26 protein-coding genes are annotated in these 26,085 nt (G+C 71.2%); 11 read left to right on the top strand and 15 right to left on the bottom strand.

What is annotated here, in order from left to right; all coding sequences use genetic code 11:
* The first annotated feature begins 7 nt into the window (after positions 1-7).
* The gene (locus MA875_RS00510; RefSeq protein WP_248239579.1) at positions 8-1,210 is read left to right on the top strand and encodes a glycosyltransferase family 4 protein; all 1,203 of its coding nucleotides are present in this window, start codon (positions 8-10) and stop codon (positions 1,208-1,210) included.
* On the opposite strand, the gene MA875_RS00515 is transcribed toward MA875_RS00510, so the two are convergent.
* Positions 1,197-1,640 (bottom strand): hypothetical protein, encoded by a 444-nt coding sequence (locus tag MA875_RS00515; RefSeq protein ID WP_248239581.1) that lies wholly within the window; start codon positions 1,638-1,640, stop codon positions 1,197-1,199. The genes MA875_RS00510 and MA875_RS00515 overlap by 14 nt on opposite strands.
* A gap of 270 nt (positions 1,641-1,910) precedes the next feature.
* On the opposite strand from MA875_RS00515, the gene MA875_RS00520 reads away from it, so the two are divergent.
* Positions 1,911-2,939 carry a GlxA family transcriptional regulator gene (locus tag MA875_RS00520; protein WP_248239583.1) on the top strand — a complete coding sequence of 343 codons (1,029 nt, stop codon included), beginning with the start codon at positions 1,911-1,913 and terminating at the stop codon, positions 2,937-2,939.
* 3 nt (positions 2,940-2,942) lie between these two features.
* On the opposite strand, the gene MA875_RS00525 is transcribed toward MA875_RS00520, so the two are convergent.
* A complete protein-coding gene (locus MA875_RS00525) occupies positions 2,943-4,559 on the bottom strand; it encodes a M28 family peptidase (RefSeq protein WP_248239585.1) in 1,617 nt (538 codons plus the stop codon).
* A 197-nt stretch (positions 4,560-4,756) separates the two neighbouring features.
* Between MA875_RS00525 and MA875_RS00530 the strand changes: the two genes are divergently transcribed.
* Both MA875_RS00530 and MA875_RS00535 read left to right on the top strand, forming a co-directional pair.
* Positions 4,757-6,982, top strand: coding sequence for an ATP-dependent Clp protease ATP-binding subunit (locus tag MA875_RS00530; RefSeq protein WP_248239587.1), 2,226 nt, complete (start codon positions 4,757-4,759; stop codon positions 6,980-6,982).
* Positions 6,983-7,085: 103 nt separating this feature from the next.
* Complete coding sequence (locus tag MA875_RS00535) at positions 7,086-7,928, top strand: UbiA family prenyltransferase (RefSeq protein WP_248239592.1); 843 nt, start codon at positions 7,086-7,088, stop codon at positions 7,926-7,928.
* A gap of 102 nt (positions 7,929-8,030) precedes the next feature.
* Here MA875_RS00535 and MA875_RS00540 read toward each other — a convergent pair whose 3' ends face one another.
* The 5 genes from MA875_RS00540 to MA875_RS00560 all read right to left on the bottom strand — a co-directional run bounded on the left by MA875_RS00540 (position 8,031) and on the right by MA875_RS00560 (position 12,891).
* A complete protein-coding gene (locus MA875_RS00540; RefSeq protein ID WP_248239594.1) occupies positions 8,031-8,441 on the bottom strand; it encodes a DUF2255 family protein in 411 nt (136 codons plus the stop codon).
* Positions 8,442-8,580: 139 nt separating this feature from the next.
* Positions 8,581-9,717, bottom strand: a complete 1,137-nt coding sequence (locus MA875_RS00545) for an FAD-dependent oxidoreductase (RefSeq protein ID WP_248239595.1) — start codon at positions 9,715-9,717, stop codon at positions 8,581-8,583.
* On the bottom strand, positions 9,710-10,417 hold the full coding sequence (locus tag MA875_RS00550; RefSeq protein ID WP_248239596.1) for a methyltransferase domain-containing protein: 708 nt from the start codon (positions 10,415-10,417) through the stop codon (positions 9,710-9,712). Before MA875_RS00550 ends, MA875_RS00545 begins: the two co-directional genes overlap by 8 nt.
* Positions 10,414-11,553 (bottom strand): type III polyketide synthase, encoded by a 1,140-nt coding sequence (locus tag MA875_RS00555; protein ID WP_248239597.1) that lies wholly within the window; start codon positions 11,551-11,553, stop codon positions 10,414-10,416. Before MA875_RS00555 ends, MA875_RS00550 begins: the two co-directional genes overlap by 4 nt.
* A gap of 63 nt (positions 11,554-11,616) precedes the next feature.
* Positions 11,617-12,891 (bottom strand): MFS transporter, encoded by a 1,275-nt coding sequence (locus MA875_RS00560; RefSeq protein ID WP_248239598.1) that lies wholly within the window; start codon positions 12,889-12,891, stop codon positions 11,617-11,619.
* A gap of 111 nt (positions 12,892-13,002) precedes the next feature.
* Between MA875_RS00560 and MA875_RS00565 the strand changes: the two genes are divergently transcribed.
* From MA875_RS00565 to MA875_RS00575, 3 genes are all read left to right on the top strand, one after another.
* Entirely contained in the window at positions 13,003-13,488 is a 486-nt protein-coding gene (locus tag MA875_RS00565) for a helix-turn-helix domain-containing protein (protein WP_248240098.1), read from the top strand.
* Positions 13,489-13,747: 259 nt separating this feature from the next.
* Positions 13,748-14,146 carry a VOC family protein gene (locus MA875_RS00570; protein ID WP_248239599.1) on the top strand — a complete coding sequence of 133 codons (399 nt, stop codon included), beginning with the start codon at positions 13,748-13,750 and terminating at the stop codon, positions 14,144-14,146.
* The gene (locus MA875_RS00575; RefSeq protein ID WP_248239600.1) at positions 14,143-14,922 is read left to right on the top strand and encodes a BTB/POZ domain-containing protein; all 780 of its coding nucleotides are present in this window, start codon (positions 14,143-14,145) and stop codon (positions 14,920-14,922) included. The genes MA875_RS00570 and MA875_RS00575 overlap by 4 nt, the downstream gene beginning before the upstream one ends.
* Positions 14,923-14,931: 9 nt before the next feature.
* On the opposite strand, the gene MA875_RS00580 is transcribed toward MA875_RS00575, so the two are convergent.
* From MA875_RS00580 to MA875_RS00590, 3 genes are all read right to left on the bottom strand, one after another.
* Positions 14,932-16,317 carry a glucose-6-phosphate dehydrogenase gene (locus MA875_RS00580; protein WP_248239601.1) on the bottom strand — a complete coding sequence of 462 codons (1,386 nt, stop codon included), beginning with the start codon at positions 16,315-16,317 and terminating at the stop codon, positions 14,932-14,934.
* A 72-nt stretch (positions 16,318-16,389) separates the two neighbouring features.
* A complete protein-coding gene (locus tag MA875_RS00585) occupies positions 16,390-17,490 on the bottom strand; it encodes an ABC transporter permease (protein WP_248239602.1) in 1,101 nt (366 codons plus the stop codon).
* Entirely contained in the window at positions 17,487-18,371 is an 885-nt protein-coding gene (locus tag MA875_RS00590; RefSeq protein WP_248239603.1) for an ABC transporter ATP-binding protein, read from the bottom strand. The genes MA875_RS00585 and MA875_RS00590 overlap by 4 nt, the downstream gene beginning before the upstream one ends.
* Before the next feature lie 241 nt (positions 18,372-18,612).
* On the opposite strand from MA875_RS00590, the gene MA875_RS00595 reads away from it, so the two are divergent.
* Complete coding sequence (locus tag MA875_RS00595) at positions 18,613-19,182, top strand: NADPH-dependent FMN reductase (RefSeq protein WP_248239604.1); 570 nt, start codon at positions 18,613-18,615, stop codon at positions 19,180-19,182.
* A gap of 111 nt (positions 19,183-19,293) precedes the next feature.
* Entirely contained in the window at positions 19,294-19,935 is a 642-nt protein-coding gene (locus tag MA875_RS00600; RefSeq protein WP_308221485.1) for a dihydrofolate reductase family protein, read from the top strand.
* On the opposite strand, the gene MA875_RS00605 is transcribed toward MA875_RS00600, so the two are convergent.
* From MA875_RS00605 to MA875_RS17700, 3 genes are read right to left on the bottom strand one after another with little or no spacing between them, the layout of a single operon-like run.
* Positions 19,928-20,698 carry a response regulator gene (locus MA875_RS00605; protein WP_248239605.1) on the bottom strand — a complete coding sequence of 257 codons (771 nt, stop codon included), beginning with the start codon at positions 20,696-20,698 and terminating at the stop codon, positions 19,928-19,930. The genes MA875_RS00600 and MA875_RS00605 overlap by 8 nt on opposite strands.
* The gene (locus tag MA875_RS17695) at positions 20,695-21,483 is read right to left on the bottom strand and encodes a sensor histidine kinase (protein ID WP_308221486.1); all 789 of its coding nucleotides are present in this window, start codon (positions 21,481-21,483) and stop codon (positions 20,695-20,697) included. Before MA875_RS17695 ends, MA875_RS00605 begins: the two co-directional genes overlap by 4 nt.
* Positions 21,410-22,021, bottom strand: a complete 612-nt coding sequence (locus tag MA875_RS17700) for a DUF7134 domain-containing protein (protein WP_308221487.1) — start codon at positions 22,019-22,021, stop codon at positions 21,410-21,412. The genes MA875_RS17695 and MA875_RS17700 overlap by 74 nt, the downstream gene beginning before the upstream one ends.
* A 132-nt stretch (positions 22,022-22,153) precedes the next feature.
* Here MA875_RS17700 and MA875_RS00615 point away from each other — a divergent pair, with 132 nt between their 5' ends.
* Positions 22,154-22,396, top strand: coding sequence for a hypothetical protein (locus MA875_RS00615; RefSeq protein WP_248239607.1), 243 nt, complete (start codon positions 22,154-22,156; stop codon positions 22,394-22,396).
* 47 nt (positions 22,397-22,443) lie between these two features.
* Positions 22,444-23,016, top strand: coding sequence for a hypothetical protein (locus tag MA875_RS00620; RefSeq protein WP_248239608.1), 573 nt, complete (start codon positions 22,444-22,446; stop codon positions 23,014-23,016).
* Here MA875_RS00620 and MA875_RS00625 read toward each other — a convergent pair.
* Both MA875_RS00625 and crtI read right to left on the bottom strand, forming a co-directional pair.
* On the bottom strand, positions 23,007-24,488 hold the full coding sequence (locus tag MA875_RS00625) for a carotenoid oxygenase family protein (RefSeq protein WP_248239609.1): 1,482 nt from the start codon (positions 24,486-24,488) through the stop codon (positions 23,007-23,009). The genes MA875_RS00620 and MA875_RS00625 overlap by 10 nt on opposite strands.
* Entirely contained in the window at positions 24,485-26,080 is a 1,596-nt protein-coding gene (gene crtI / locus MA875_RS00630; RefSeq protein ID WP_248239610.1) for a phytoene desaturase family protein, read from the bottom strand. The genes MA875_RS00625 and crtI overlap by 4 nt, the downstream gene beginning before the upstream one ends.
* Positions 26,081-26,085: the final 5 nt, after the last annotated feature.

Genomic DNA, 26,085 nt, shown 5'->3' on the forward strand with positions numbered 1-26,085 from the left:
GCCGGCCGTGCACATCGTGATGTTCGGCGACCAGCACGTCGAGTCCTCCGGCGGTGCGCAGGTGTCCATGAGGCTGCAGCGCCGATTCCTCGAGCGCGCCGGACACACGGTCACGATCGTCCAGCCGCGCCTGCACGCCCGGCCGGTCGCCGACCCCGCTTTCCTCGATCTGCCCTCGCTGCCGGTGACCCTCGACCGGGAGTACGGGATGACGCTGCCGACCCGCGCCGCCGACCGCGCCGTCGATGCGGGGATGGTCGGGCGTCCGCCGGTGGACGTCGTTCACGTGCAGGGCGACTTCTGGGGCGCGATCCTCGGTCACCGGTTCGCGGCCCGGCACGCGCTCCCGGTCGTCCACACCATGCACAACCGCGTCGACGTGGGGATCGCGGCGACCACCCCGTTCCCGCGCCTGGCGCTGCGAGTCCTGAACGCCTGGGCGAGCCGGGCGATCCGACCGCGCGCGCCGCGGGAGTCGGGAACCGACGGGTGGGCCTACCTCCGCCGCTTCGGCGCGCGCGCCGCAGCGGTGACCGCGCCGTCCTCCCACTTCGCCCATCGCCTGATGGCCCACCACGTCCGTCCCGGCGGGTCACCCGACGGCCGGGTCGACGTGGTGTGGAACGGCATCGATGACGAGATGCTGGATGCCGCGGGCGCAGCCCCCGCGCCGGCGCCGGCGAAGACGCCCCCCCGCCTGGTGTGGGTCGGCCGGATGAGTCCGGAGAAGCGGCTGCTGCCCTTCCTCGACGCCCTCGCCGACTCGGGCGTCGCCGCCGACGTGACGGTGATCGGCGGCGGCGGGCAGGCGCGCGCGGCGCGACGGCTCGTCGCTCGGCGCCGCCCCGCCGCGCGGGTGACCTTCGCCGGTCGACTGCCGTACGCCGAGACGCTCCGGCGGCTCGCCGCCGCCGACGCGCTGGTGCAGAGCTCTGTCGGATTCGAGACGCAGGGGATGACGGTGTTCGAGGCCGCCTCGCTCGGCACCCCGGCCATCGTGGCAGACCCCGACATCGCCGACGAGCTCGGCGGGGGAGTCTGGCGGGTCGGTACGGAGCCGGAGGCGTTCGCAGCAGCGCTCCGCGACGCCGTCGCCGACATCGACGCCGGGCGCGCGCCGCGGCCGCGCCCCGAGATCGCCGAGTCGTTCCGGCAGTCGTCGCGCACCGAGGCGATGATCGCCGTCTACGAGCGGGTCAGGCGGCGCTGAGGATCACCGGGTAGAGCACGTTCCACAGCACGGCGCTCACGAGGGCCAACCCGCCCGCCCCGAGGGCGATCGCCGCGAGCACGGGCGAACGGTCGCGCTGGAAGAGTCCGACCAGGCCGAGCACGACGGTGATGAGGGCGACGAGTCCCTCGACGATGCCGAGGATGCCGGTGATCGGCCCGAACAGGTCGTACGTCTGCGACAGCAGCACGGCCACCTGGGCGAAGAGCTGCAGCACGAGGACCAGCACCAGGACAGCGGCGGAGATGATCGCGGCGAGACCCCAGGGGTTCCTCCGCCCGCGCGTTCCGGCCGGCCGCGGGTCGACGCCGGCAGGCGCGTAGCCGGGCGGCGGCGCGAACCCTGCCGCCGGACCCGCCGGAGAGGCGTTGGACGCGGGGGTGGGCTCAGCGGGAGTGGGGTAGGACACGGCGACCTCGTCTCATCGAGGTTCCGAGTCTAGGGTCACGGCAGCCGGGCACGATCGGTCGGCACGCGGCGGTAGCCGTCCCGGCGAACGGCGATGGTCGTGGCGACGATGCTCCACACGGAGGCGGCGGCGAGGATCAGTAGAAGAGTCATGGCAGAAAAGCTACGCCTGGCGCTATTCTGCCACCAGTGGCAGGATGGACACTATCCGAGTGATTTCTGCCATACGGTGAGGGGCGGAACAGACCGCCTAGAGAGGAGACACACGCCGATGAAGACCGTCGCCTGCATCGTCACCCCCGGGTTCGCGCCGTTCGAGTTCGGCGTCGCGTGCGAGGCGTTCGGCCTCGACCGCTCCGCCGACGGGGTTCCGAACTTCGACTTCCGCGTCGTCACGCCCGATCCCGGAACCGTTCCGTCCAAGCTCGGCTTCTCCCTCCTCGTCGACGCCGATCTGACTTTCGCCGACGAGGCCGACCTCGTGGTGGTCTCGCCCACCCCGCAGGAGTACTGGGGAGATCCCGACCCGCGGGTGATCGAGGTGATCCGTCGTGCCGTCGATCGCGGCGCCTGGGTGCTGAGCGTCTGCAGCGGCTCGTTCGTGCTCGGCGCCGCCGGCGTGCTCGATGGCCGACGGGCGACCACGCACTGGATGTACGCGGCGAAGATGGCGCAGATGTTCCCGGCGGTCGAGGTCGACCCCGATGTGCTCTACGTGCAGGACGGCCGCATCATCACCAGCGCCGGCACGGCGGCGGGCATCGACGCGTGCCTGCATCTGCTCCGCCAGGAGCTCGGCGCCGAGCTGACGAACAAGATCGCCCGCCGCATGGTCGTACCGCCGCAGCGCGACGGCGGTCAGGCGCAGTTCATCGACAAGCCCCTGCCGGTGTCGACGTCGCAGTCGCTCGCGCCGGTCACCGACTGGATGCTCGACAATCTGCGCAGCGACCTCACCGTCGAGCAGCTCGCCGCGAAGGCCCACATGTCGCCGCGCACCTTCGCCCGCCGGTTCAAGGCCGACCACGGCGCGACCCCCGCCGCGTGGCTCGCGCGCCAGCGTCTCATCCACGCGCAGCGGCTGCTGGAGACCACCGATCTGGGCCTGGACCGCATCGCCTGGGAGAGCGGCTTCGGATCGGCCGCCGTCCTTCGCCAGAACTTCGCGCGCACGCTCGGGATCACCCCCACCGCCTACCGTGACCGGTTCTGCTGCGTGCGGGAGGGGTCCATGACGAACAAGACGGATGCCGCGGCGAACGTCGTCGCCGCGGCATCCGTCTTGGAGCCCGTGGGCTGAGCGTCAGCGCATCGCGACCTCGGTGTGGTGGCCGTGGTCGTGCAGGAACCCGCCGCCCGGCGTCGAGGAGCCGCCCGTGGCGCCCGCGGAACCGTCGTCGGCGGTGAGGATCGACGTGTCGAACGCGAACGTGATGACCGCCGACGCAAGCGCATCGGAGTTCACGTCCAGGGCGGTGCGGTTGACATTGCCCGTGAGGCGCTGCTTCACCGACCGGGCGAGGTCCTTGTAGACCGCCTCGTCCTGGCCCTCACCGGTGAGGTTGTCACACAGCTGGTGGTAGCAGGGGTCGTAGGCGACACCCGCCAGCCCGCCGAAGCGTGCGGCCTCCTCCTCGGTCTTGATGCCCTCCGCGCCGGTGAAGAGGCCGCCCGCCGGAATGCCGACGGCGATGAAGGGGCCGTAGTCGGAGCGTCCCGAGAACTCGGTGTCCTGGAACGGAACACCCTGCGAGGCGTAGAACCGCTCGAAGACGTCCTCGATCTGCGCGGAGCCGGCCGGGATGAAGCCCTCCGGAGCGGTGCCGCTGGAGTTGTCGCCGTCGTAGACCCCGTAGACGTAGTTCGGCGAGCCGATCATGTCGAAGTTCAAGTACAGGGCGATCTCGTCGATCTCCTCCGGGGTGAGGTTGGAGACGTAGTAGTCGGCTCCGAGGAGGCCCTCCTCCTCCGCGCCCCACCACGCGAAGCGCACGGTGTTGGTGGGTTCCACGCGCTGCATCTGGATGGCCGTCTCCAGCAGCGCCGCGCTGCCCGACCCGTTGTCGTTGATGCCCGCGCCCGCCTGCACGCTGTCGAGGTGCGCGCCCGCCATGACGACGTTGGAGTCGTCGCCGGTGTTGGTCTCGGCGAAGACGTTGTAGGTCACGCGCTCCTCGGCGAAGTAGTCCACGGTCACCGTGACCGTCGCTCCGGGCGTGGCGTAGAGGTCCTGCCCGACCTCGGTCGAGGCGAACACCGCGGGGATGGTCAGGCCCGTGGCATCCCCGATCATTCCGACAAGCCCTGCGCGACCGTCGTTGGAGACGATCACCGCCGAGGCTCCGGCGGCCTGGGCGTTGACCGCCTTGAGGGAGAAGTCGCACGAGCCGCGCTGCACGAGGGCGACGCCGCCGGCGGGGAAGCCGGCGAAGTCTTCGGCCTCGCATCCGCTCGTGCTCGTGCCGTCGGCGGGGAAGGCGGGTTCGAAGTCGACCGGGACGAGGGGCCCGGTGCCCGTTCCCTCCGGGCTGCCGCTGTCGAAATTGTTGCGGAGGAAGTCCTGGCCGTCGACCCACGTCGTCGCGGGGTCTTCACGGGTGAGCGCGCTGTTCTCCTCGGCGTAGGTGAAGGGGAACTCCTGCACCTCGGGCGCGTACCCGGCCCGCGTGAGCTCCTTGACGATGTAATCCACGGACGCGTCGTAGCCGGGAAGACCCGACGCGCGGTTGCCGTCATTGGCATCCGCGATCCGCTGCAGCTGCTTCAGGTGATTCATCACCTGGCTGATCTTGACGGCTTTGACGATCTTCTCCGGTGTGTCGGCGACCGGCACCGCGTAGGCCGGTGCGGCCAGTCCCATCGTGGCGATCACTGCCGTGGCGGCGGTGACCGCTGCGATCCTGCGCTTCGTGAGCGGCATGGCTCTCCCTTCGGATGTCGGCGACCTCGTCGACGCCGACTCTCCCGACCGTAGTGACGCGCGACCGGGCGGGAAAGGGAAATCTGACGAGATGAGAGGGGTCTCATCTGCGGCCCCCGTTGCCCACGCGGCATCCTGCTGGTAAAGTTGAGTCATCTTGACTCAGGTTTGAGTCCCACAGATTCCCAGGAGACCCCATGAACGCCACCCAGATGCCCGGGCAAGAGGAGCAGCAGAGCGCCCTCGAGCAGTTCGGGATCAACCTCACCGACCGCGCCCGGCAGGGCAAGCTCGACCCCGTCATCGGGCGCGACAGCGAGATCCGCCGCGTCAGCCAGGTGCTCACCCGCCGCACGAAGAACAATCCGGTGCTGATCGGCGAGCCGGGCGTCGGCAAGACCGCCGTCGTCGAGGGTCTCGCGCAGCGCATCGTCGCCGGCGATGTCGCGGAATCGCTCAAGGACAAGGAGCTCATCACCCTCGACATCTCGGCGCTCGTCGCGGGCGCGATGTACCGCGGGCAGTTCGAGGAGCGACTGAAGAGCGTGCTGAAGGAGATCACCGAGTCCGACGGGCGCATCATCACCTTCATCGACGAGCTGCACGTGCTGATGGGCGCGGGCGGCGGCGAAGGATCGGTCGCGGCGTCCAACATGCTCAAGCCCATGCTCGCCCGCGGTGAGCTGCGGCTGATCGGCGCGACGACCCTCAACGAGTACCGCGAGTTCATCGAGAAGGATGCGGCGCTGGAGCGGCGCTTCCAGCAGGTCTACGTCGGCGAGCCGTCGGTCGAAGACACCGTCGCCATCCTCCGCGGCCTCAAGGAGCGCTACGAGGCGCACCACAAGGTGGCGATCTCCGACGGGGCGCTCGTCGCCGCGGCATCCCTGTCCCATCGCTACATCCCGAGCCGCCAGCTGCCCGACAAGGCCATCGACCTCATCGACGAAGCGGCCTCGCGGCTGCGGATGGAGATCGACTCGGCGCCGCTCGAGATCGACGAGCTGCGCCGGCACGTCGACCGGCTGAAGCTGGAAGAGCTGGCGCTGAAGAAGGAGAAGGATGACGCGTCGCGCGAGCGTCTTGCGGCGCTGCGTGACAGCCTCGCGAAGGAGCAGGCGAAGCTCGACGAGCTTCAGGCTCGGTGGGAGCGTGAGCGGTCGTCGCTGAACCGGGTCGGTGACCTCAAGACCCGACTGGATGCCGCCCGCATCGAGGCCGAGCGCGCGCAGCGCGAGGGGAACCTCGAGAAGGCCTCGCGGATCCTGTACGCCGAGATCCCGCGGCTGGAGCGCGACCTCGTCGAGGCGGAGCGCGAGGAGCCGGCCGGCGACCGGATGGTGAACGACCAGGTCACCGAGGAGGACATCGCCGCGGTGATCGCGGCCTGGACCGGGATCCCGGTCGGGCGCCTCATGCAGGGCGAGACCGAGAAGCTGCTCCACCTGGAGAAGGAGCTCGGCAAGCGCCTGATCGGCCAGCGCGACGCGGTGCGTGCGGTGTCGGACGCCGTCCGCCGCTCGCGGGCGGGCATCAGCGACCCGAACCGGCCCACGGGGTCGTTCCTCTTCCTCGGCCCGACCGGTGTCGGCAAGACCGAGCTGGCGAAGGCCCTGGCGGAGTTCCTCTTCGACGACGAGCACGCCATGGTGCGCATCGACATGTCGGAGTACGGCGAGAAGCACTCGGTCTCGCGGCTGGTCGGCGCCCCTCCCGGGTATATCGGATACGAGCAGGGTGGACAGCTGACCGAGGCCGTGCGTCGTCGGCCGTACTCGGTCGTGCTGCTCGACGAGGTCGAGAAGGCGCACCCCGAGGTGTTCGACGTGTTGCTGCAGGTGATGGATGACGGGCGCCTGACCGATGGGCAGGGGCGCACGGTCGACTTCAAGAACGTGATCCTGATCCTCACCTCGAACCTCGGGTCGCCGATCCTCATCGACCCGACCCTGACGACCGAGGTCAAGCGCGAGCAGGTGCAGGCCCTCGTGCGGCAGGCGTTCAAGCCCGAGTTCATCAACCGGCTCGACGACATCGTCATCTTCCAGGCGCTCACCGAGGACGACCTCGCCCAGATCGTCGAACTCGCCGTCGACGCACTGCAGCGACGGCTGAAGGACCGGCGACTGACGCTCGCCGTGACGCCCGACGCGCGCGCCTGGCTCGCCGAGCGCGGGTACGACCCGGTGTTCGGGGCGCGGCCGCTGCGCCGGCTCATCCAGTCCGAGATCCAGGACCGCCTGGCGATGGCGATCCTCTCGGGCGGGGTGCGCGACGGCGACCTCGTGCGCGTCGACGTCGCCGCCGACGGGTCGGCGCTGGTGCTCACGAGCGACGGTCCGGCGGCCGCGCCCGGGGGCGGCGCCGGCGGTGCGGCCGATGCGGACGACGACGAGGTGATCGAGGCGATCCTCGAGGACTGACACGCCGCGGCGCCCCGGGCCGCGGGGGTCCGGGGCGGCCCGGCCTGCCCGCGAGGGTGCACTCCCTGCCCGCGAGGGTGCACTCGCCCGATAGCGTCGAGGGATGCGGATCGTCCGGGCGCTGTGGGGCTCCTCCCATCCGGGGCCGACCCTCGTCGTCACCGCGCTGTCGGCCTGCCTCGGCCTCGCGGCGGGTCTGGATCCCTGGCGCATCGCGCTCGTCGCAGCCGCCGTGTTCTTCGGGCAGCTCTCGATCGGCATATCCAACGACGCCATCGACGCCGCCCGCGACCGCGCCGTCGGCCGCACCGACAAGCCCCTCGCCCGCGGCGAGATCAGCGTGCGAACGGCGTGGATCGGCGCGGTCGCCTCGATCGTCGTCGCGCTCGGCCTGTCAGCCTCGTTCGGGTGGGGCGTGGTCGCCGGCAACGCCGTGATCATCCTTTCGGGATGGATCTACAACCGGCCGCTGAAGTCCACGCCGTTCTCGATCGTCCCCTTCCTGATCGCCTTCGGATCGCTGCCGTCGCTGGCGACGCTCGCCGCGCCGGCCCCGTCCGTCGCGCCCCTGTGGGCCACGGTCGCCGGCGCGGTGCTCGGCGCCTCGGTGCACCTCACCAACGTGCTGCCCGACCTCGACGCCGACCGGAGGACCGGGGTGCGGGGGCTGCCGCACCGGCTCGGTGCGCGCGCGTCGACCGTGCTCGCCGCCGCCGGTGTCGTCGGGGGCGCGCTTGCGGTGCTGATCGGGCCCGTCGGGGGTGACATCTCGCGGGTCGCCGTCGTGTCGTGGGTGCTGTTCGCCGCTGTCGTCGCGGTGGCCGTCTTGACCGTCGTCCTGACGCTCAACCGCGCCCCCGGGCGCACGCTCTTCCGGCTGGTGATGCTGGCGGCCCTGCTGCTGGCGGCGCAGCTCATCCTCTCGGGCGGTGCCCTGCGGGCATGACCCGGGTACGTGTCGGGGTTTCGCACCAGGGTCACCGGGAATCTGCAGAACCCCGACATCGCTCGGGGGAAGGGGAGGACTCCGGAGCGCCGGACGTGAGGGTCAGGGGGCGACGACGCGGAACGTGCAGGCGCGGGCGCGAGGGGTGATCGTCTCCTCGACCGAGGAGGGCTCGTCGGCGTACTTGTCCCAGAGCGCGGTGTCGATGCGGTCGTTGATCGGGTCGTCGGCGGGGATCGCCTCGAGGGCGACGCGTTCGCGGGGAAGCGTCAGCGCCGCGTCCTTATCGCGTTCGGCGATCGCACCATCCGCCATCGCGAACTCGACCTCACGGCCGGCCATCACGTGGCGACACCACCAGGCCTTCTCGCCGTAGGCGGATCGCACGTATGGCTCGCCGTCGATGACGACCGCCCAGATGGGGGTGGCCGTGGGCGACCCGTCCTGTCGGCGGGTGATGATGGCGACGACGCGGGTGGCGTCGAGGTGGTTCACGACATCGATGAAGGACACGCGTCCACGCTACGCGCCCCGCGCCCCGAGCCGCCACGGCCCCAACTCCTGCAGAATCGCGTCCTGCGATCTCGAACCCTCTCTTGAGCGAGGTCGGAAGCCCGGCGTGCAGGAGTTGAGGACACCACGGCACGCACCCTCACGCGTCGCGGTCGAGGCCCATCGCGTACGCGTGGGCGGAGGCCCGCCCGCCCGGTCCGGCGAGGAGGGCGCGCAGCGCGGCGCGCCGCGCCGCATCGCCGGCGGCGCCGAGCGGTCGACCGAGGCCGGTGTTGAGCGACGCCAGCAGCGCCGCGCGCCGCGCCGAGGCGACCCGCCGCCGCTCCCACCGGCCGAGCTCCGCGTCGGGCGCCTCGCCCCCGCGCACCCACGCCGCCACAAGCGGGGCGAGGGTCGCGGCATCCAGCAGCCCGAGGTTCATCCCTTGCCCGCCGATGGGGCTGACCTCGTGCGCCGCGTCGCCGATCACGACGATCCGCCCGCGGCGAAGGCGCGGGGCGACCGCCCGCCGCACCCCGAACGACGATGCGCTCCCGATCGCCGCCCCGGCGGCAGGGCCCACCCGCTCCACGACGGCGGCTCGCAGCCGGGCCGCGCGCGCGGCGGGGTCGTCGTCGCCGGGCGACGGGTCCCAGGCGACGAACCGCCGCACGCCCCCGGGCATCGGGAACGACTCCAGCACTCCGCCCCGGTCGAGGTGCACCTCCGCCACCGCGCGGCCCTCGCCCGGAGCATCGGCCATGAGGTAGCGGTCGGGGTACTCGTGCACGGCGACCGCGCCCGGGCGGAAGACGAGATCCCGCGCGCCCGCGCCGGACGCCACGATCACCACGCCCGCGCGCACCTCGCCCGCTCCGCCCTCCCCCCGCTCGACGTCGATCCGCACGCCGCCGCGCTCGGCGGACACGCCGCGCACCGTCACCCCGCGCTCGACCCGCGGCGCCGCATCGGTCAGCACCCGCTCGGTCACCGCCTGCGGCAGCGTCGCGACGAACGGGAAGCGACGAGACAGCCGGTCGAAGCGCACGACCCCCAGCACCCGACCGCCGCTGCGCGCCTCGCCGCGGTCGACCCGCAGCGCCTCGGCGAGCAGTCGATCGGTGTATCCGCCCGGCTCGAGCGCCGAGAGTGACGGCGAGTGCAGCCCGATCGCCCGGGAGCCGGGCCCCGCCACGGGCCGGCGCTCGAGCACGGCGACGTCGATGCCGTGTCGGCGCAGCTCCGCCGCCGCCAGCAGCCCCACCGGTCCTGCGCCGACGACGACGACCTCAGGCATCCCGACCCTCCGCGACGGCGAGCACCCGGAAGGGCGCCGGCTGCTCGACCCGCCACCCGGGCCCGAGAGCGTCGGCCAGTTCCGGCGCGGTGAAAGAGCGACGGATGCTGCGGAGTCCGTCCGTGCGCAGGAACGACCCGGGAGCAAGCGGCGTAATCCCCACGGCATACAGCCCGTACGCCGCGCGCCCGCGCGCGATGTCGCCGTGCAGCACGAGCCCGCGAGGACCGCCCTCGACCAGGGCGAGCGAATCGTCGCGGAACGCGGCGAATGCGGCCTCGTCGAGGTGGTGCAGCACGTGGTTCGAGATCACCAGGTCGAACCGCTCACCGGCGGCGCGGAGCGCCGCCGAGTCCGTCGCCTCGAACCGTATGCCCGGACCGGCATATCGTCGGGCGACCGCCAGGGCCCGCTCATCGGGGTCGACACCCACCCATTCGGCCACCAGGCCCTCCCGTCGCGCGAGCGCGGCGAGCCGGGCGACGACGTCGCCGCCGCCGCATCCGAGGTCCAGCACCCGCGCGGGCCGCCCGAGCCTCCGCAGATGCGGCGCGACCCGCGACCGGTAGACCGCGCCCCACCCCGACACCAGGCGATTGACCATCGAGAACCGTCGCAGGGTCGTGTGCAGGCGCGCGAGGTCGCAGTCGGGGTCGTCCATCAGCTCCCGCAGGCGAGTGTCGCGCGCGGCGAGCGTCACGGCCGCCCGCCGGTGCGCGCGGTGAGGAGGGCGGCTTCGACGGTGAGGCCGGGACCGAACGCCAGGGTGGCGACCCGCTCGCCCTCGGCCACGCCGCCGCCGAGCACCCGCTGCAGGATGAACAGGATCGTCGCACTGGACATGTTGCCGAAATCGCGCAGCACCGCCCGTGAGGTCTCCAGCGCCGGCCCCGGGAGCGCCAGTCCCGACTCGATGCGGTCGAGGACGCTCCGCCCACCGGGATGCACCGCCCAGGTCGTGGGGCGGTCGTCGCCGAGGAATCCGCCGACGGCCTCCTGGATCTCGCGCCCGATGATGCGCGGCACCTCGGCCGACAGGGTCATCTCGAACCCCTCGTCGCCGATCGTCCAGACCATGTCGGTCTCACCCTCGCTCGTGAGCGTCGTGGCGAACCGGTCGAGGTCGAGCACCGTGCCCGCCACCCGCTCGGCGAGATCGTCGCGTGCGGTCACGACGGCTGCCGCCGCCCCGTCGGCGAAGACCGACGCCGCGACGATCTGCTGCGGATCGTCCGAGGCGCGGATGTGCAGCGAGCACAGTTCGGCGCAGGCCACCAGCACGACCGCATCGGGCTCGGCGGCCGAGATGCGCGCGGCGGCGCGGAGCGCCGGAATCCCCGCCGCGCAGCCGATGAACCCCAGGTGGTAGCGCTCGACGGTCGGCGACAACCCGAGATCGCGCACCAGGCGGTAGTCCGGTCCCGGTGCGAAGAAGCCGGTGCACGAGACGGTCACGACATGGGTGATCTCGGATGCCGCGACGCGGCCCCCCGCCAGCGCCTCGCGTGCCGCCCGCGCGTAGAGCTCGGGAACCAGGGCCGTGTACGCCGCGTTGCGCTCCCCGGTGGAGGGGACGCGAAGCTCGCCCTCCGGGCCGACGAACCCTCCGCCGGGCGCCGCGGGCGCGGCATCCGTCCCCCTTTCACCCCGCAGGCGACCGAACTCGTGCAGCACTGTGTGCCGACGCTCGATCGCGGCGGCGTCGAAGGCGGCGCCGATGAGCCGCGCGGTCAGCCGGTCGACCCCCGGCTGGGCGACGAAGAAGTCGCGCACGTCGCCCTGCGCGAGCACGGTCGGCGGCACGGCGGTGCCGATCGAGAGGATGCGCGCGACCATGCTCACACTCAACCACGCTCCCGGGCGGCGCGGGCCGGGGGTTGCCTACGAGGGCGGCGGCGTCTACGCCTCGGCGTGCGCGTCGGGGAGCTCCCGCATGCCCCAGAAGGGTCCGATCACGACGAACAGGCACGACAGCAGCTCGCCGGCGGCGGCGAGCCACAGCGTCGGCACGGTGCCGATCCACGTTCCGAGGGCGCCGGCGACGAGGGCCGCGATCGGCATCACGCCCCACACGACGAACCGGATGGACGCGTTCATGCGGCCGAGGAGGCGCGCGGGGGTGATGCGCTGGCGGAACGAGACCTGCGTGATGTTGTACAGCAGCACCGAGAAGCTCAGCCCGAAGAACTGGATGACCAGCAGCGGGAACGCCAACTCCGGGACGAGCGAGATCGCGGGGAGGAAGAAGGGCACCAGGCAGAAGATGATGGCGCTGATCGGGATGGCGCGGGCCTCGCCGATGCGCTTGACGATGTGAGGGGTCGCGATCGCGCCGAGGAGCCCGCCGACGGCGGAGAGCGAGAAGACGACGCCGAGCATCTCGGGGGAGAGGCCGAGCTCGCGGAGCACGAAGATCGGCAGGAGCGTCGTGGCGATCGTGCCGAAGAAGTTCGCCGTGCCCGTCGTGCAGACGATGCGGCGCAGGAGCGGGTTGCCGAAGACCCACCCCAGCCCCTCGCCGATCTCGCGGTGCAGCGGCCGCCGGCTCTCGCGCTCGTGGGGTGGCTCGTGATCGCGGGTGAACAGCAGCGCGACGAAGGAGGCGAGGTAGGTGGCCACCGTGGCGAGGATGGCGACGGGGGCGGCGAGGACGCCCACGAGCCATCCGCCCACCGCCGGTCCCGCGAGACCGGCGACCTGGTGGGTCGCCTCGAGCTTGCCGTTGGCCTCGGCGATCTGGCCGGGCCGCACGAGTGAGGGGATGAGGCTCTGGTACGACACGTCGAAGAACACCGTGGCGACACCCATCACCAGGGCGACGACGATGAGGTGCCAGATCTCGAGGATGCCGGCGAACCACAGCAGCGGCAGCGAGCCGAGCGCGAGCGCGCGGACGAGGTCGGCCCAGATCATGACGTGGCGCTTGCGCATCCGGTCGATCCAGGCGCCGGCGGGAAGCCCGACGATGAGGAACGCCGCGACGTTTGCCGCGTTCAGCACCCCGACCTCCCACTCGGTCGCCTGCAGCAGGATGACGGCGAGGACGGGGATCGCGAGCTCGGTGATCTGCGAGCCGAACTGGCTGAACGCCTGCCCGGTCCACATCGTGAGGAAGTTGCGGTCGCGCCAGAGAGACCCCTTCGGTGCGGTGTCGGTCGCGACTGATTGAGACATGTCGATCAGTGTGACGCGGTGATTGAGAGATGTCAATCGGTGTGATTGGGTGGGGACGTGAGTCGCGAGCGTGTCGAGCTGCGCCCGGGGGATCCCGAGGCCGAGGCGCGCATGCGCGCGCTCAGCTCGCCGCTGCGGCTGCGCGTGCTGCGCCTGTGCGCCTTCGAGGCGCGCACCAACAAGGAGCTGGCGGAGCTTCTCGGGGTGAACCCGGGCACGATGCTGCACCACGTCCGCACGCTCGTCGGCACGGGCTACCTCGTCGCCGAGGCCGAGCGCAGCGGTGCGCAGGGTGCGCGCGAGGTGCCCTACCGGGCGACCGGGCTGTCGTGGCGCACGTCGATGTCCGGCGGGTCGCACGTGCTGGTCGAGACGTTCCTCCAGCAGATCGAGGGGCTCACCGACGACGACCTGGATGCCACGTGGCTGGGTCTGAAGCTCAACGAGGAGCATCGGCGCGAACTCCAGGACCGGCTCTACGCCCTCGCGAACGAGTTCAAGGAGCGCGGGCCCGATCCCGACGGCGACACCTATTCCCTCTTCACCGTGCTGCACCCCGACCGGAACCCGCCCGGCGCCGGCGCCGGGCCGCTCTAACTCCTGCAATCCGCGCCGGAACAGCCGTTCCGGCCGCCTCCGCCGGGCGGAAACGCCGATTCTGCAGGAGTTGGGGACGAGCCCGATCGGCGCAACTCCTCAGAAATCGACGCGAAGCGCCCTGCGGGCCCTGATTCCGACTTCCGTGGCCCGGATCGGAGGAGTTGTGCAGGCGCAGGCGCGGCGGTGCGGACGCGTGCGGGGCTGGACGCGCACCGCGCGACGCGTCAGGCTGGCACCACACCGCTCAGGAGGACCCATGTTCACCACCGACCACGCTTTCCCCGGCTTCAGCGTCGACGACATCGACGCCGCACGGCGGTTCTACGGCGAAACGCTCGGGATGACCGTCGCCGACGACGACATGGGCTTCCTCGTGCTCGACTTCGCCTCGGGCGGGCGCGTGCTCATCTACGACAAGCCCAACCACCAGCCGGCGAGCTACAGGATCCTGAACTTCCCGGTGCGCGACCTCAGCGCCGCCGTCGACGACCTCAACGCCCGCGGGGTGAACACGAAGATCTACTCCGACGACGAATTCCCCACCGACAGTCGAGGCATCGTCCACGCCACCGACAACGGGCCGGACATCGCCTGGTTCAAGGACCCGGCCGGCAACGTGCTCGCGGTCTTCCAGGACGACGATCTTCCCGGATGACGGCCGACCTCCCGGCCCCTCCGGCCCGACCACCGGTCTTCGACGACGACTTCTCGCGGGGGCTCGACCCCGACCGGTGGGTCGCGCACTACCTGCCGCACTGGACGACGCCCGACCGGTCGGCCGCGCGCTACGCGCTCGGCAGCGACGGTCTGCGCCTGCGGATCGAGGCCGATCAGCTCGACTGGCGACCAGAGGATGCTCCGCTGCGCGTCTCGAACGTCCAGACCGGTACGTTCTCCGGCCCGGTCGGATCCACCGTCGGAACCCATCGCCACCGCGATGACGGGCTGATCGTCCGCACCGAGACGCCTACCCGGCTGCTCTGGGCACCGACTTCCGGCCGGGTCGACATCACCGTCTCCGCCTCGACCGATCCGGGCTGCATGCTCGCGGCCTGGTTCGTGGGCACCGAGCACCTCTCCTCCGACGACGCCGGCGAGATCTGCGTGTTCGAGATCGACGCCGCGGCGGTCGGCGCCACCACGACCGCGCGCACCGGCATCAAGGCCCACTCCGATCCGCGTCTGGTCAGCGACATGACCGAGGTCGCGCTCCCCTTCGACGCGTCGCGGCCGCACACCTGGACGGCGATCTGGGGTGGCGGGCAGACTCTCATCGGCTGCGAGGGGCGGGTGCTGAAGCGGATGCCGCAGGCCCCCGTCTCACCGATGTTCCTGCTCATCGATCTCTTCGAGATCGGTGCGCCCTCGGGTGCCTACCCGAAGACGGCGACGGTGCATCGCGTCCGCGCGTGGGACGGCGAGGCCCCCTAGCCCGGCGGCCTACGGCCGCGGCCACCCCTCCGGGCCGTCGGTCCCCGCGGGGTACTCGTCGAGGGGCACCTCGCCGCTTCGCCAGGCATCCAGCACAGGCTGCACGATCCGCCAGCACTGCTCGGCGGCGTCGGCGCGCACGGCGAGCATCGCGTCGCCGTCGAGGATGCCCGACAGCACTTCGGCGTAAGCCTTCAGCGTCCCCTCGCCGAGGTCTGCCACGAGCGGGGCGCGCTCGAGCTCGAACGCGTCTCCGTCGCCGCTGACGTTCATCTCCAGCGTCATCCGGTCGGGGCCGAGGGCGAAGCGCAGCACCGTGGGCGCGGTGCTGCCGGTGAGACCCTGGGGCAGGTGCCGGACGGGCTTGAAGCGCACGATGACCTCGCGCTCGGCGTCATCCAGCGCCTTTCCCGACCGGAGGGTGAACGGCACCCCCTGCCAGCGGGCGTTGCGCACCTCGAAGACGACCTCGGCCAGCGTCTCGGTGTCGCGCGCCGGGTCGACGCCCGGCTCGTCGACGTAGGACGGCAGGGGTCGGGCCTGGACGACGCCGGCGGTGTACCTGGCGCGACGGGAGGATGCGACGGGGTCGCCCTGCCACACGTGGGTCGCCCGGAGCACGGCACCCGTCGCCTCGCGGAAGTCGATCTCCGACAGCGACGCCGGCGGCTCCATCGCCACGATCGCGAGCACCTGGAGGAGGTGGCTCTGGATCATGTCGACTAGCGCCCCGGCGTGGTCGTAGTAGCCGGCGCGTCCCTCGAGCCCGAGGGTCTCGTCGTAGCCGATGAAGATCGACTCGATGTGCTCGGCCGACCACACCGGCTCGAGCACCCGATTGGCCAGTCGGGCGCTCAGAATGTTCAGGGTCGTGGAGCGACCGAGGAAGTGGTCGATGCGGAAGATCTGCGTCTCGGGCACGATCTTCGCGATCGTCTCGTTCAGGGCGTGCGCGGTGGCCTCGTCGCTGCCGAACGGCTTCTCGATGGCGAGGATGAGCCCCTCGGGCACCTCGAGGGTCGTCAGCGCCTGGCAGGCGCGCTCGGTCACCGCCGGCGGCACGGCGAAGTACAGCGCGATGCGGCCGTCGTTTCCGGCCAGCAGCGCGGTCAGGTCGGCGGGGTCGGTGATGTCCGCCTTGGTGTAGGTCGTCGCCGCCACCGAGGCGAACGCCTTCTCCGACCCGGTCGTGGCGAACGAGGCCTTCACCGTGTCGCGCCAGCGGTCGTCGTCCCAGTCCTCCATCCCCGCGCCGCGCAGACGGATCTTCCGGTCGGGCTCGCGCGTGAGCAGCTGCCCGAGGGCGGGGAGGAGCAGCCGCGAGGTGAGGTCTCCCGAGGCCCCGAGGATGATCAGCGTGGTCAGGTCGGTGGCCGTCTTCTGCGCAGCGCTCATGCTCGCCACCCTAGTTCGCCCAGAAGAAGAGGGGGGATGCCGGCACTCCGGCATCCCCCCTGGCGCGGCGCCTCAGGCGGCCAGCGCCTCCCGCAGCTTGACGCGTGCCCCCATGCGCAAGAGCGAGTTCTCGTAGATCTTCGCGCCGACGAGGATCGCCCCGACGCAGGTCGCGGCGAGGATCGCCAGCGACACCAGCGGCTCCCACCACTGCGCCTCGCCGAGGAAGAGCCGCATCGGCATCCCGACCGGGGCCGAGAAGGGTACGTACGACATGATCGTCAGCACCAGCGAGTTGTCGTTGAAGAAGATCACCAGGAAGTACGGCGCCATGATGAGCATCGTCAGCGGGGTCGTGGTCGAGCCGATGTCCTCCTGACGTGACACCATCGCCGCCGCGGCGGCGAACAGGGCCGCCAGCAGGATGAAGCCGAAGAGGAAGAACACCGCGAACCACGCGATCGCCGAGCCGAGCCCCTGAAGAAGCGCCGTCTGGCCGGTGACGGTGAGTCCCACGACCGCCACCGCGGCGAGGATCAGGATCTGACCCATCGCGAGCACGGTGTTGCCGATGACCTTCCCGGCCAGCAGCGCCCGGGTCGGCACGGCCGAGATCAGCAGCTCGACCACCCGGGTCTGCTTCTCCTCCACCACGCTCTGCGCGATCGTGCCGCCGAACAGCGAGGCGGCCAGGAGGAACACGATGCCGAACCCGAGGGCGACGAAGTAGCGGATGAGCGGATTGGTCTCATCGGGGTTCAGCAGCTCCACCGGCGGCACCTGGGCGAGCAGGAGCATCAGGTCGGTGGGCGGGCTCGAGTCGGCGAGGATGACGAAGCCGAGGGGCGACGACGAGTCGCCGACGACGGCGGCGTCGACATCGCCCGCGGCGACGAGCTCCTCGGCCTGCGCGCGGTCGCTCACGTCGGTGACGTCGAGGCCTTCGACGCCGTCGACGTACTGCGAGGCGTTGCTCGTCACCGCGACGGGCGTGCCGGAGGAGTTCTGCGCGCTGAAGCCGCCCCAGATCACCAGCGCGAGTGCCCCCAGGATGAGGATCGCGGTGGAGATGATGAAGGCCTTGCTGCGCAGCTTCGACCCGATCTCGCGCTCGGCGACGAGCCAGACGCTCTGCGCCGTGCTGGGCGCGGTGGGCAGGGTGGACGTGCTCACTGGATGACCTCCTTGAAGATCTGGGCGAGGGTGGGATGCTGCGGGGCGAAGCTTGCGACATCCCCCTGGGCCACCGCGCGGCGGAGCACCCGCTGCGCGGCGTCCTCGGATTCGACGTCGAACACGGCATAGCCACCGTCGAAGTCGATGACGCGCACGCCGGCCTCGTCGCGAAGCCATCCGGCGTCCCCGGCCGACACCAGCTCGTAGCGGTGGGCGGAGTGCTGGGCGCGGAGCGCATCGCGGGCGCCGGCAGCGCGCACCTGTCCGCCGGCGATGATGACGAGGTCGTCGCAGAGGCGCTCGACGACGTCGAGCTGGTGGGAGGAGAAGAGGACGGATGTCCCGGCCGCGGCCCGCTGCTGCAGGACGCCCGCCACGACGTCGACCGCGAGGGGGTCGAGGCCGGAGAACGGCTCTTCGAGGATGAGCACCTCGGGCTGGTGCACGAGGGCGGCGGCGATCTGGGCGCGCTGCTGGTTGCCCAGCGACAGCGTCTCGACGTTGTCGTCGAGGCGCTCGCCGAGACCGAGCTCCTGCAGGAGCGAGGTCGCGCGGGCGGTGGCGTCGGCCTTGGAGAAGCCGTGCAGGCGCGCCAGGTAGACGATGTGCTCGAGCACCTTCATCTTGGGGTACAGCCCCCGCTCCTCGGGCATGTATCCGAAGCGACGGCGGTCGGCGGGGGTGACGGGCGAGCCGTCGAGGGTGACGGTGCCGGCATCCTTCCCCAGGACGCCCAGGATGATGCGCATCGTCGTGGTCTTGCCGGCGCCGTTGCCGCCGACGAAGCCCGTCAGCCGTCCGGGGCGGACGTCGAACGAGACGTCGTCGAGCGCGCGGCGGCCGCCGTACGCCTTGGTGATGCCTCTCAGCTCCAGCATGGATGCTCCTTCTGTCGTGACCGGCGGGGGATGACATCGACGTTACGGACGGCGCCGCGCGGCGACATCCGTCCCCGGGTGGGTTTCCCGCCCGGCCGGTCCTCCCCCCTGCGGGGGATACTTCGACGTCGAGAGAATTTTCCATACGCGGGAATACATAAGGGATGCCGCGACTTTCACCCTCTTGGAATGTCCGACGGCGGTCTCCCGCCGGGAGACACCATCTATGGAGGAGAACTCAATGAGCAACCGCACCATCGGGTACATCGTCGGGAGCATCTCGTCGACGTCGATCAACCGGCGCCTGGCCGAGGCCCTCGCGCGCCTCGCCCCCGAGGGCACGACCCTCGTCGAGATCCCGATCAAGGACCTGCCGTTCTACTCGCCCGACTACGACGCCGACTACCCCGAGGTCGCCCGTGACTTCAAGCAGGCGCTCGCCGACGTCGACGGCGTGATCATCGTCACCCCCGAGTACAGCCGTTCCATCCCCGGCGTGCTGAAGAACGCCCTCGACTGGGCCGCGCGTCCGTGGGGTCAGAACTCCTTCGACGGCAAGCCCACCGCCGTCATCGGCACCTCGCAGGGCGGCATCGCGACCGCCGCGGGTCAGCAGCACCTGAAGGCGATCCTCAGCCACTTCAACGCTCCGTCGCTCGGACAGCCCGAGGGCTACATCCAGACCACCCCGGGTCTGTTCACCGACTCGGGCGAGGTCACCAACGACGAGACCGCCGCGTTCCTCGTCGGCTACCTCGAGGCGTTCAACGCCCTCGTCGACCGCTACGCGCGCGAGCTCGTCAGCGCCTGACGGATTCCCCCTCGACAGCCCCGGTCCCGCTTCGGCGGGCCGGGGCTGTCGCTCTTCCCGCCGCACCCGAACGGGGCGAGGATGGTCATCGAGCACGCCGAGGGGGACCCCATGACCGGACGCATCACGATCGACCTGTTCGTCTCGCTCGACGGTGTCGCGCAGGCGCCGGGCGCGCCGGACGAGGACCGCGCGGGCGGCTTCCCGTACGGCGGCTGGCAGGCGCCGGTCTCGGGCGAGAGGGAGGGTCGCGAGATCGCGCGGGGCATCGACGAGATGGACGCGCTCGTGCTCGGGCGCCGCACGTACGACATCTTCGCGGCGTGCTGGCCGCACCACGTCCAGGGCGACGGGGCCGGTCGGATCGGTCGGAAGTTCGCCGCCATCCCGAAGTACGTCGCGTCCCGGGGCGCTCCGGCGCTCGAGTGGGAGGGGTCGATGCTTCTGGGTGTGGACGCGGTGGCGGATGTCGTCGCGCTCCGCGAGGTGCACAAGAGCATCCACGTTATCGGGAGCGTCGACTTCGTCCAGTCCCTGCTGGCGGCTGACGCCTACGACGAGCTCCGCCTCTACACCTACCCGGTCGTGATCGGGCGTGGGAAGAAGGTGTTCCCCGAGGGTGCCGCGCCCGCGACGCTCGCGCTGCTCGGCGACCCGATCGTCTCGGAAAGGGCGCGGTCGTTCTGCGATACGGCCCCTCGGGCCCACTCCGAACCGGCGCGATGGGCGACTGAGCCGGGGCGGGTCAGGTGAGGCCGTGGCGGTGGGCGTAGACCACCGCGGCGACCCGGTCGCGCGCGCCGAGCTTCTGCAGCACGTTCGACACGTGCGTCTTCACCGTGGCCTCACCGATGAAGAGGCGCTCGGCGATCTCGGCGTTGCTGAGCGCCTGCGCGACGAGGCGCAACACCTCGGTCTCGCGATCGGTGAGCTCGACCGCGGGCGCGGCGGGTGCGGCCGGCGCCCCGGGTGCGGCGTCCGTCGCCGCCGTCGTCGGCCCCGGCGCGGACATTCGGCCCAGACGCGGACAATCTGACGCGAGAGATCCGCCGCTGGGCCGATTCTCCGCGCGCACGCCGTCGCCGTCGCCGGCGTCCGCGCCCGCGAAACGCCGGATCACCCGGCGGGTGACCTCGGGTGCGAGCAGCGCATCGCCGGCGGCGGCGACGCGCACCGCGTGGACGAGTTCCTCGGGCCCGGCGTTCTTCAGCAGGAACCCGCTCGCCCCGGCGGACAGCGCTTCGAAGAGATAATCGTCGCGGTCGAAGGTCGTGACGATCAGCACGGCGGCCTCCGACCCCGCGGCGACAAGCGCGCGCGTCGCCGCGATCCCGTCCATCCCGGGCATCTGCACGTCCATGCAGATCACGTCGGGAGAAAGAGCGGATGCCGCGGCGACCGCCTCCGTGCCGCTCGCGGCCTCCCCCACCACGGCGATGTCGTCTTCGGACTCCAGGATCATCCGGAACCCGGCCCGCATCACCGCGTGATCGTCGACGAGGAGCACCCGGATCATGTGGTCACTCCTTCGCCGACAACGGTGTCGTCTGCAGGGTCGGCGGAAGCGGTCGCGGGCGCCGGGACCGCGCGGTCGGGGCCGACCTGAACCCGAACCCGCACGCGGAATCCGCCACGCGAACGGGGACCGGTCTCGATCTCACCGCCCGAGGCCGCCGCGCGTTCTCTCATTCCGACGAGACCGAGTCCGGGCCGGATCATGGTCGCGACCCGCCCGGTGTTGGTGATCTCGAGCTCCACCGCGTCGCGGTCGTACCGCAGGCGCACGTCCGCGCTCGCGTCGGGTCCGGCGTGGCGGCGGGCGTTCGTCAGCGCCTCCTGGGCGATGCGGTAGAGGTTCACCTGCACGACGTACGGCACCGGCGTGGGGTCCCCGATCACGGTGAAGGTCGTCGGGAGGCCGTTCTCCTCCGCGTAGGCGATCAGCTCGCCGAGGTCGTCGAGCGACAGCGTCGACCCCTCGGTCGAGCCCGCGTCGGGTGTCCGCAGCGTCTCGAGCAGCTGTCGCAGCTCGTGCAGGGCGGAGCGGGCGGAGGTCTCCACTCCCGAGAGCGCCGTGCGCGCAGCATCCGGATCCTTCTCGATCACCGCCCGTGCGGCCCCCGCCTGCACCCCCATCGCCGAGACGTGGTGGGCGACGACATCGTGCAGTTCCCGCGCGATCTTCACCCTGTCCAGAGCCACCGCCTGCGCGGCAGTGACTTCTCGCTCATGCTCCAACTCGGCGGTCCGCAGCTCGAGCGCGCGGCGCTGCAGGGCCGATGCGTAGGCCCGGTCGCCCATGTAGTACGCCCCCCCCGAAGAAGGCGACGTTCACGAGGAACTGGATGAGCATGTAGGCGACGAACGGGGAGAAGATCCCCTCCCGGGAGAGTCCATCGTCGGTCGGTGCGGTGGCAGCCTGGAACGTCGTCACCAGCAGCCAGAAGAACATGCCGACGGTGATGAGCACGCGGACGAGGATGGCCCGCCGACGATCATCGACCCAGGCGCCAACCGTGTAGAAGGCGATGAACACCGCGATGTTGCCGACGTAGAGTTCCGGGACGCGAGCGCTCATCCCGATGAAGAACACCAGCGACACCGCGACAGCGATGATCTCGGGGTAGCGGCGGCGGAGTGCCAGGGGGAGGGTGAGGGCTGCCCCGTAGAGCAGGGACCACTGGATTTCCGCAGTGTCGGTGCCGTAGAAACCGGCGACGGAGCCGAGGGCGGCGCTGAGGATCGCACCGACGAAGAGGCCCACCGCCAGAACGAGGTCGGCTCGGCGATCGGCAGGTGTCGCCGGTGCCCGCGCGATCGTGGGTGGCAGGACCGTCATGCTTCCACGGTACGGGGGGTCGCTCGACGGGACATCCGCCTGCGGGCGGATCGGCGGGATTCCACCCCGCGGGGGAGGCGCGTGGCCTTCCATGTTGACAGAGTGTTCCCGAACGAACGGAAGGAGCGCACGATGTCGAAGATCGAGAACCTCCTCTGGGGCGACCGAGACGACCCCCGGCGCGAGCTCGCCGAGCTGTTTCCCGGAGAGGGGGAGTCGGTCACGGTGCGTGCCCGCGACTGGGCCCGCCGCGTCGTCGATGAGGCCGGTGTACCGGGCGATGACGAACTCCGGGTCATCAAGACCCTCCGTGACGCGGAGCCGCGGCTCTCGCTGAAGCCCGCGCGCTACCTTGCGGCGCAGTTGAACGTCTGAGGCCCGGATCCTCGGTGTCCGGGTCATCCGCTGCTAGCGTGCGGCGGGTGAGCGAACAGCAGCAGACCGACGGGCCGGCGGCGACGGAGCGGACGGTCCCGATCGGGGTCGTGATGGTCGGGATGTCGCTGGTGGTGTGGTGGCCCGCCTTCACGATCGGGGCCTGGGGTGACCTCTTCTTCGATCAGCTCCTGACCCTGTGGGCGGCGTCCACGGCCGCGCTCGTGTTCGTCCTCGTGGAGCGCAAGCCCGTCGGCGCGAAGCTCGTGCGCGCGCTGCTGCTGCTCACCCCGTCGCTGTGGATCGTGCTGTCCTTCGTCTTCAACGAGAACGAGACCAACATCGCGGTGCTGCTGCTCGCCGTCGGCGGCATCCTCGTCATCGTGGCCGGTCTACCGCTGACCATGTGGGTGCTCGTGCGCATCGTCTGGCCCGACTTCGCCTCGTTCACCCGCCGCTCGACGCGGTGGCTCATCCTCGGGGTGGTCGGGGGGATCGCGATCGTGTCCTTCGTGCTCGGACTCACCCAGTCGCAGTGGCTGTACTGCGAGGACTTCGCGATCAGCGGCAACTCCGAGCCCGCCGGGTGCACGCCGGAACCTCCCGACCTCTACGAGTGAGGCTGCGATCTCAGCGGGGGGCGCACCTCGCCGTAGAACTGGCCGTGATACCCGTGCAGCACGGCGTGCGGAAGCTCGGCCCGTGCGACCTCGGTGAACGACGTGGCGTCGAGCACCAGGAGGAACGAGGTCTCGGCCGCGGCATCCAGGACCACCGACAGCACCACCCCGTCGTCCTCCGCCTCGCGGCCGGGGCGCCCGACGAAGACGCCCTCACCGGGGTAGCAGCCCTCGGCATGCCAGGTCAGCGTGGTGCGGGAGGACGTGTCGATCTTCACCAGCCGGTCGTAGAACCCCGGCTCGTCGCCGAGGCTCACCCCGTAGACGTAGCGGTGGTCGGGGCGGGTGTTCATGCGCGCGTAGTCGAGGCTCGGCAGCTCGATCGGCGTCGGCGAGAGCTCCTCGCCGGTCACGGTCTTGGCCCCGCCCGCGAGCGGCAGGCGGAACCGCCGGAGCGTGCCGGGAGGGATGCGGGCATCGGGCTCTTCGAGCCGGTGGAGGTAGAACGCCTCGATCACCGAGGCGTCGTCGTAGCCGACGAGGTCGACCACCACCTCGTCGCCGTCGTCGTAGGCGTTGACGTGGTGGAAGGCGAAGAAGGCCGACGACGTCAGGGTCTTCACGTGCGCCCCGGTCCGCCGGTCGAACACGTGGAACTTCGTTCCCCGCTCCGGCCTCCAGCGGAAGTTCTCGATGTAGGGCTTCAGCCACAGCAGGAGCGAGATGGGGTTCACCACGAGCGGGAACTCCGCGAGGACGAGGTAGCGCTCGGACATCCCGAAGGAGTGGATGTAACCGGGTTCACCCACCCTCTTCCGCGCCAGCGTCGTCGGCGACGCGCCCGGGGTGGTGGTGTCGAGGTGGCGGAAGACGTACTGGCTCGAGGCGTTGAATCGGGTGACGAGGTTGATCGCCTCCCCGCGGGCGTCATCGAGCTGGGGGTGGACCGTCGTCATCCGGCCGAAATCCGACGTGTCCCACCCGGTCACCCCGACCGTCTTGAGCGTCACCGGGTCGAACTCGACCTGGATGGGCGTCTCGGCGAGGGCGAGGAATTTCTCGGCGACCTTGGCGATGTTCACCTTCGCGCTGTCGGTCGGCTTCGGGTCGAATACGGCCATGGCGCGGGCGAACAGCGACCGGCAGGGATCGGTGGCGAACTCGGGAAAGGCGATCCGGCCCTCGTCCCGCGCGGCGCGGTAGGCCTCGGTCTCGAGGAAGCGGTTCTGGTACGACACCCGGCCACCCGAACCGGAGCCCTGCGAGATCGTGAACCGGTGGAGCATCGCCAGGCCGTCGAACCAGTGCCGATACCGGCGCTCGCCGACCTGGAACGACCCCGGCCCGTTGCGCAGGAGCGATCCCTCCAGCCAGTCGGGAAGGATGCCGCGGACCGGCACGTCGTCGATCTCGACCTCGGGGCTCTCGCCGAAGCCGGCCGCGAAGCCCTGCGCCGTCGTCCCCGCGCTCATGAGGGCACCTCGTCGGCGATGCGCGTCGTGTCGGCGTCGCCGGCGCGTCGGGCGCCGACCGGAGGGAACTCCGCCGCGATGAGCCCGGCGGCGATCTTGCCCGAGGCGAGCACCGCCGGAACCCCGGCGCCGGGGTGCGTGCCGGCGCCGACGAGGTAGAGGCCCCGCACGGCGCGCGACCTGTTGTGGGGGCGGAACCAGCCCGACTGGAAGAGCGTCGGCTGCAACGAGAAGGCCGCGCCGCGGGGCGTCTGCAGAACGTCGCGGAAGTGCTCCGGCCCGATCGCATGCTCGGCGACGATGTGATCGGACAGGCCCGGGAGGAAACGCTCGTCGAGCGTGTCGAGCACGAGGCGCCGCACCCGCGCGGCCTCGTCGACGGCGGCCTCGGGTGACCGCGCACCGTGTGCGGGGAGGGCCGGGGAGGCCACCAGCACGTACAGCGCCTCGCAGCCGGGCGGTGCGACCGAGGCGTCGGTGCGGGTCGGCACGTGCACGTAGAGGAACAGGTCGTCGGCCGTCAGGTGCGCGCTGCTGTCGAGATCGCGGGGCTTCGGGCGGAAGACCCGCTGCATGACCGTCTGCGCGTCGCCGCCGAGGAGCAGGTTGTGGTGGTGCAGCGGGGTGTCGGGCCAGGTGCGGTCGGCGCCGAAGTACAGCACGTGCAGCGACATGCTCGGCGTGCTCCGGCGCATCCGCATCCGCGACGGCGCCGCCTGCGGCGTTCCGGCGAGCAGGCGCTCGTACGTGGCGCCCGGGTCGGCTCCCGAGACGACGACGTCGGCCTCGATCTCCGACCCGTCGACCAGTCTCACCCCCGTGACGCGGCCGCCCGCGTGCAGGATGCGGTCGACCTCGGCTCCGCACCGGATGGTGCCGCCCAGGCGCTGCACGAGTGCGCCGATCGCCTCGACGAGGGCGCTGGTGCCGCCGATGGCGTAGTGGACGCCCCAGCGCCGCTCGAACTCGACGATGAGGGCGTAGAGCGACGGGGTGCGCGCGGGGTCGCCGCCGATGAGGAGCGGGTGGAAGGCGAGCGCCCGGCGGAGGAACGGCTCGCGGACGGTGGTGTTCACCAGGTGCTGCATGCCGCGTGCCGCACCGTGGCGCAGGAGGTACGGGAGCATCCGCAGCATGACGTGCAGCTGCATCATCGGGCGCTCGGTGTAGGGGTAGAACGCGTCGAAGATGCCGCTGATCTTGCGCTGCAGGCGGTCGAACCCGCTGACGTCCGCCGGGCTGCGCCTGGCCACCTCCTCGCGGAAGTCCTCCAGCGCGGCACGGAAATCGAAGCGTCCGCCCTCGGCGTCGAAGGCCCGGTAGAACGGGTCGAGCGGGACGAGTTCGACATGGTCGGAGAGCTTCTCGCCGGCGAGGGCGAACAGCTCCTCGAACATGAATGGGGCGGTCAGCACCGTGGGGCCGCCGTCGAAGCGGAACCCGTTGATGTCGTACCGGTACGCCCGGCCCCCGATGAGGTCGCGCTTCTCGAGCACGGTGACCTCGTGGCCGGCGGCGGCGAGGCGGGCGGCGGCGGCGAGCCCCCCGAATCCGGCGCCCACGACGACGACGCGCGCGCCCCCGGCGATCACCGGCG

This window comes from Microbacterium kunmingense (assembly GCF_023155745.1).
Taxonomy (GTDB): domain Bacteria; phylum Actinomycetota; class Actinomycetes; order Actinomycetales; family Microbacteriaceae; genus Microbacterium; species Microbacterium kunmingense.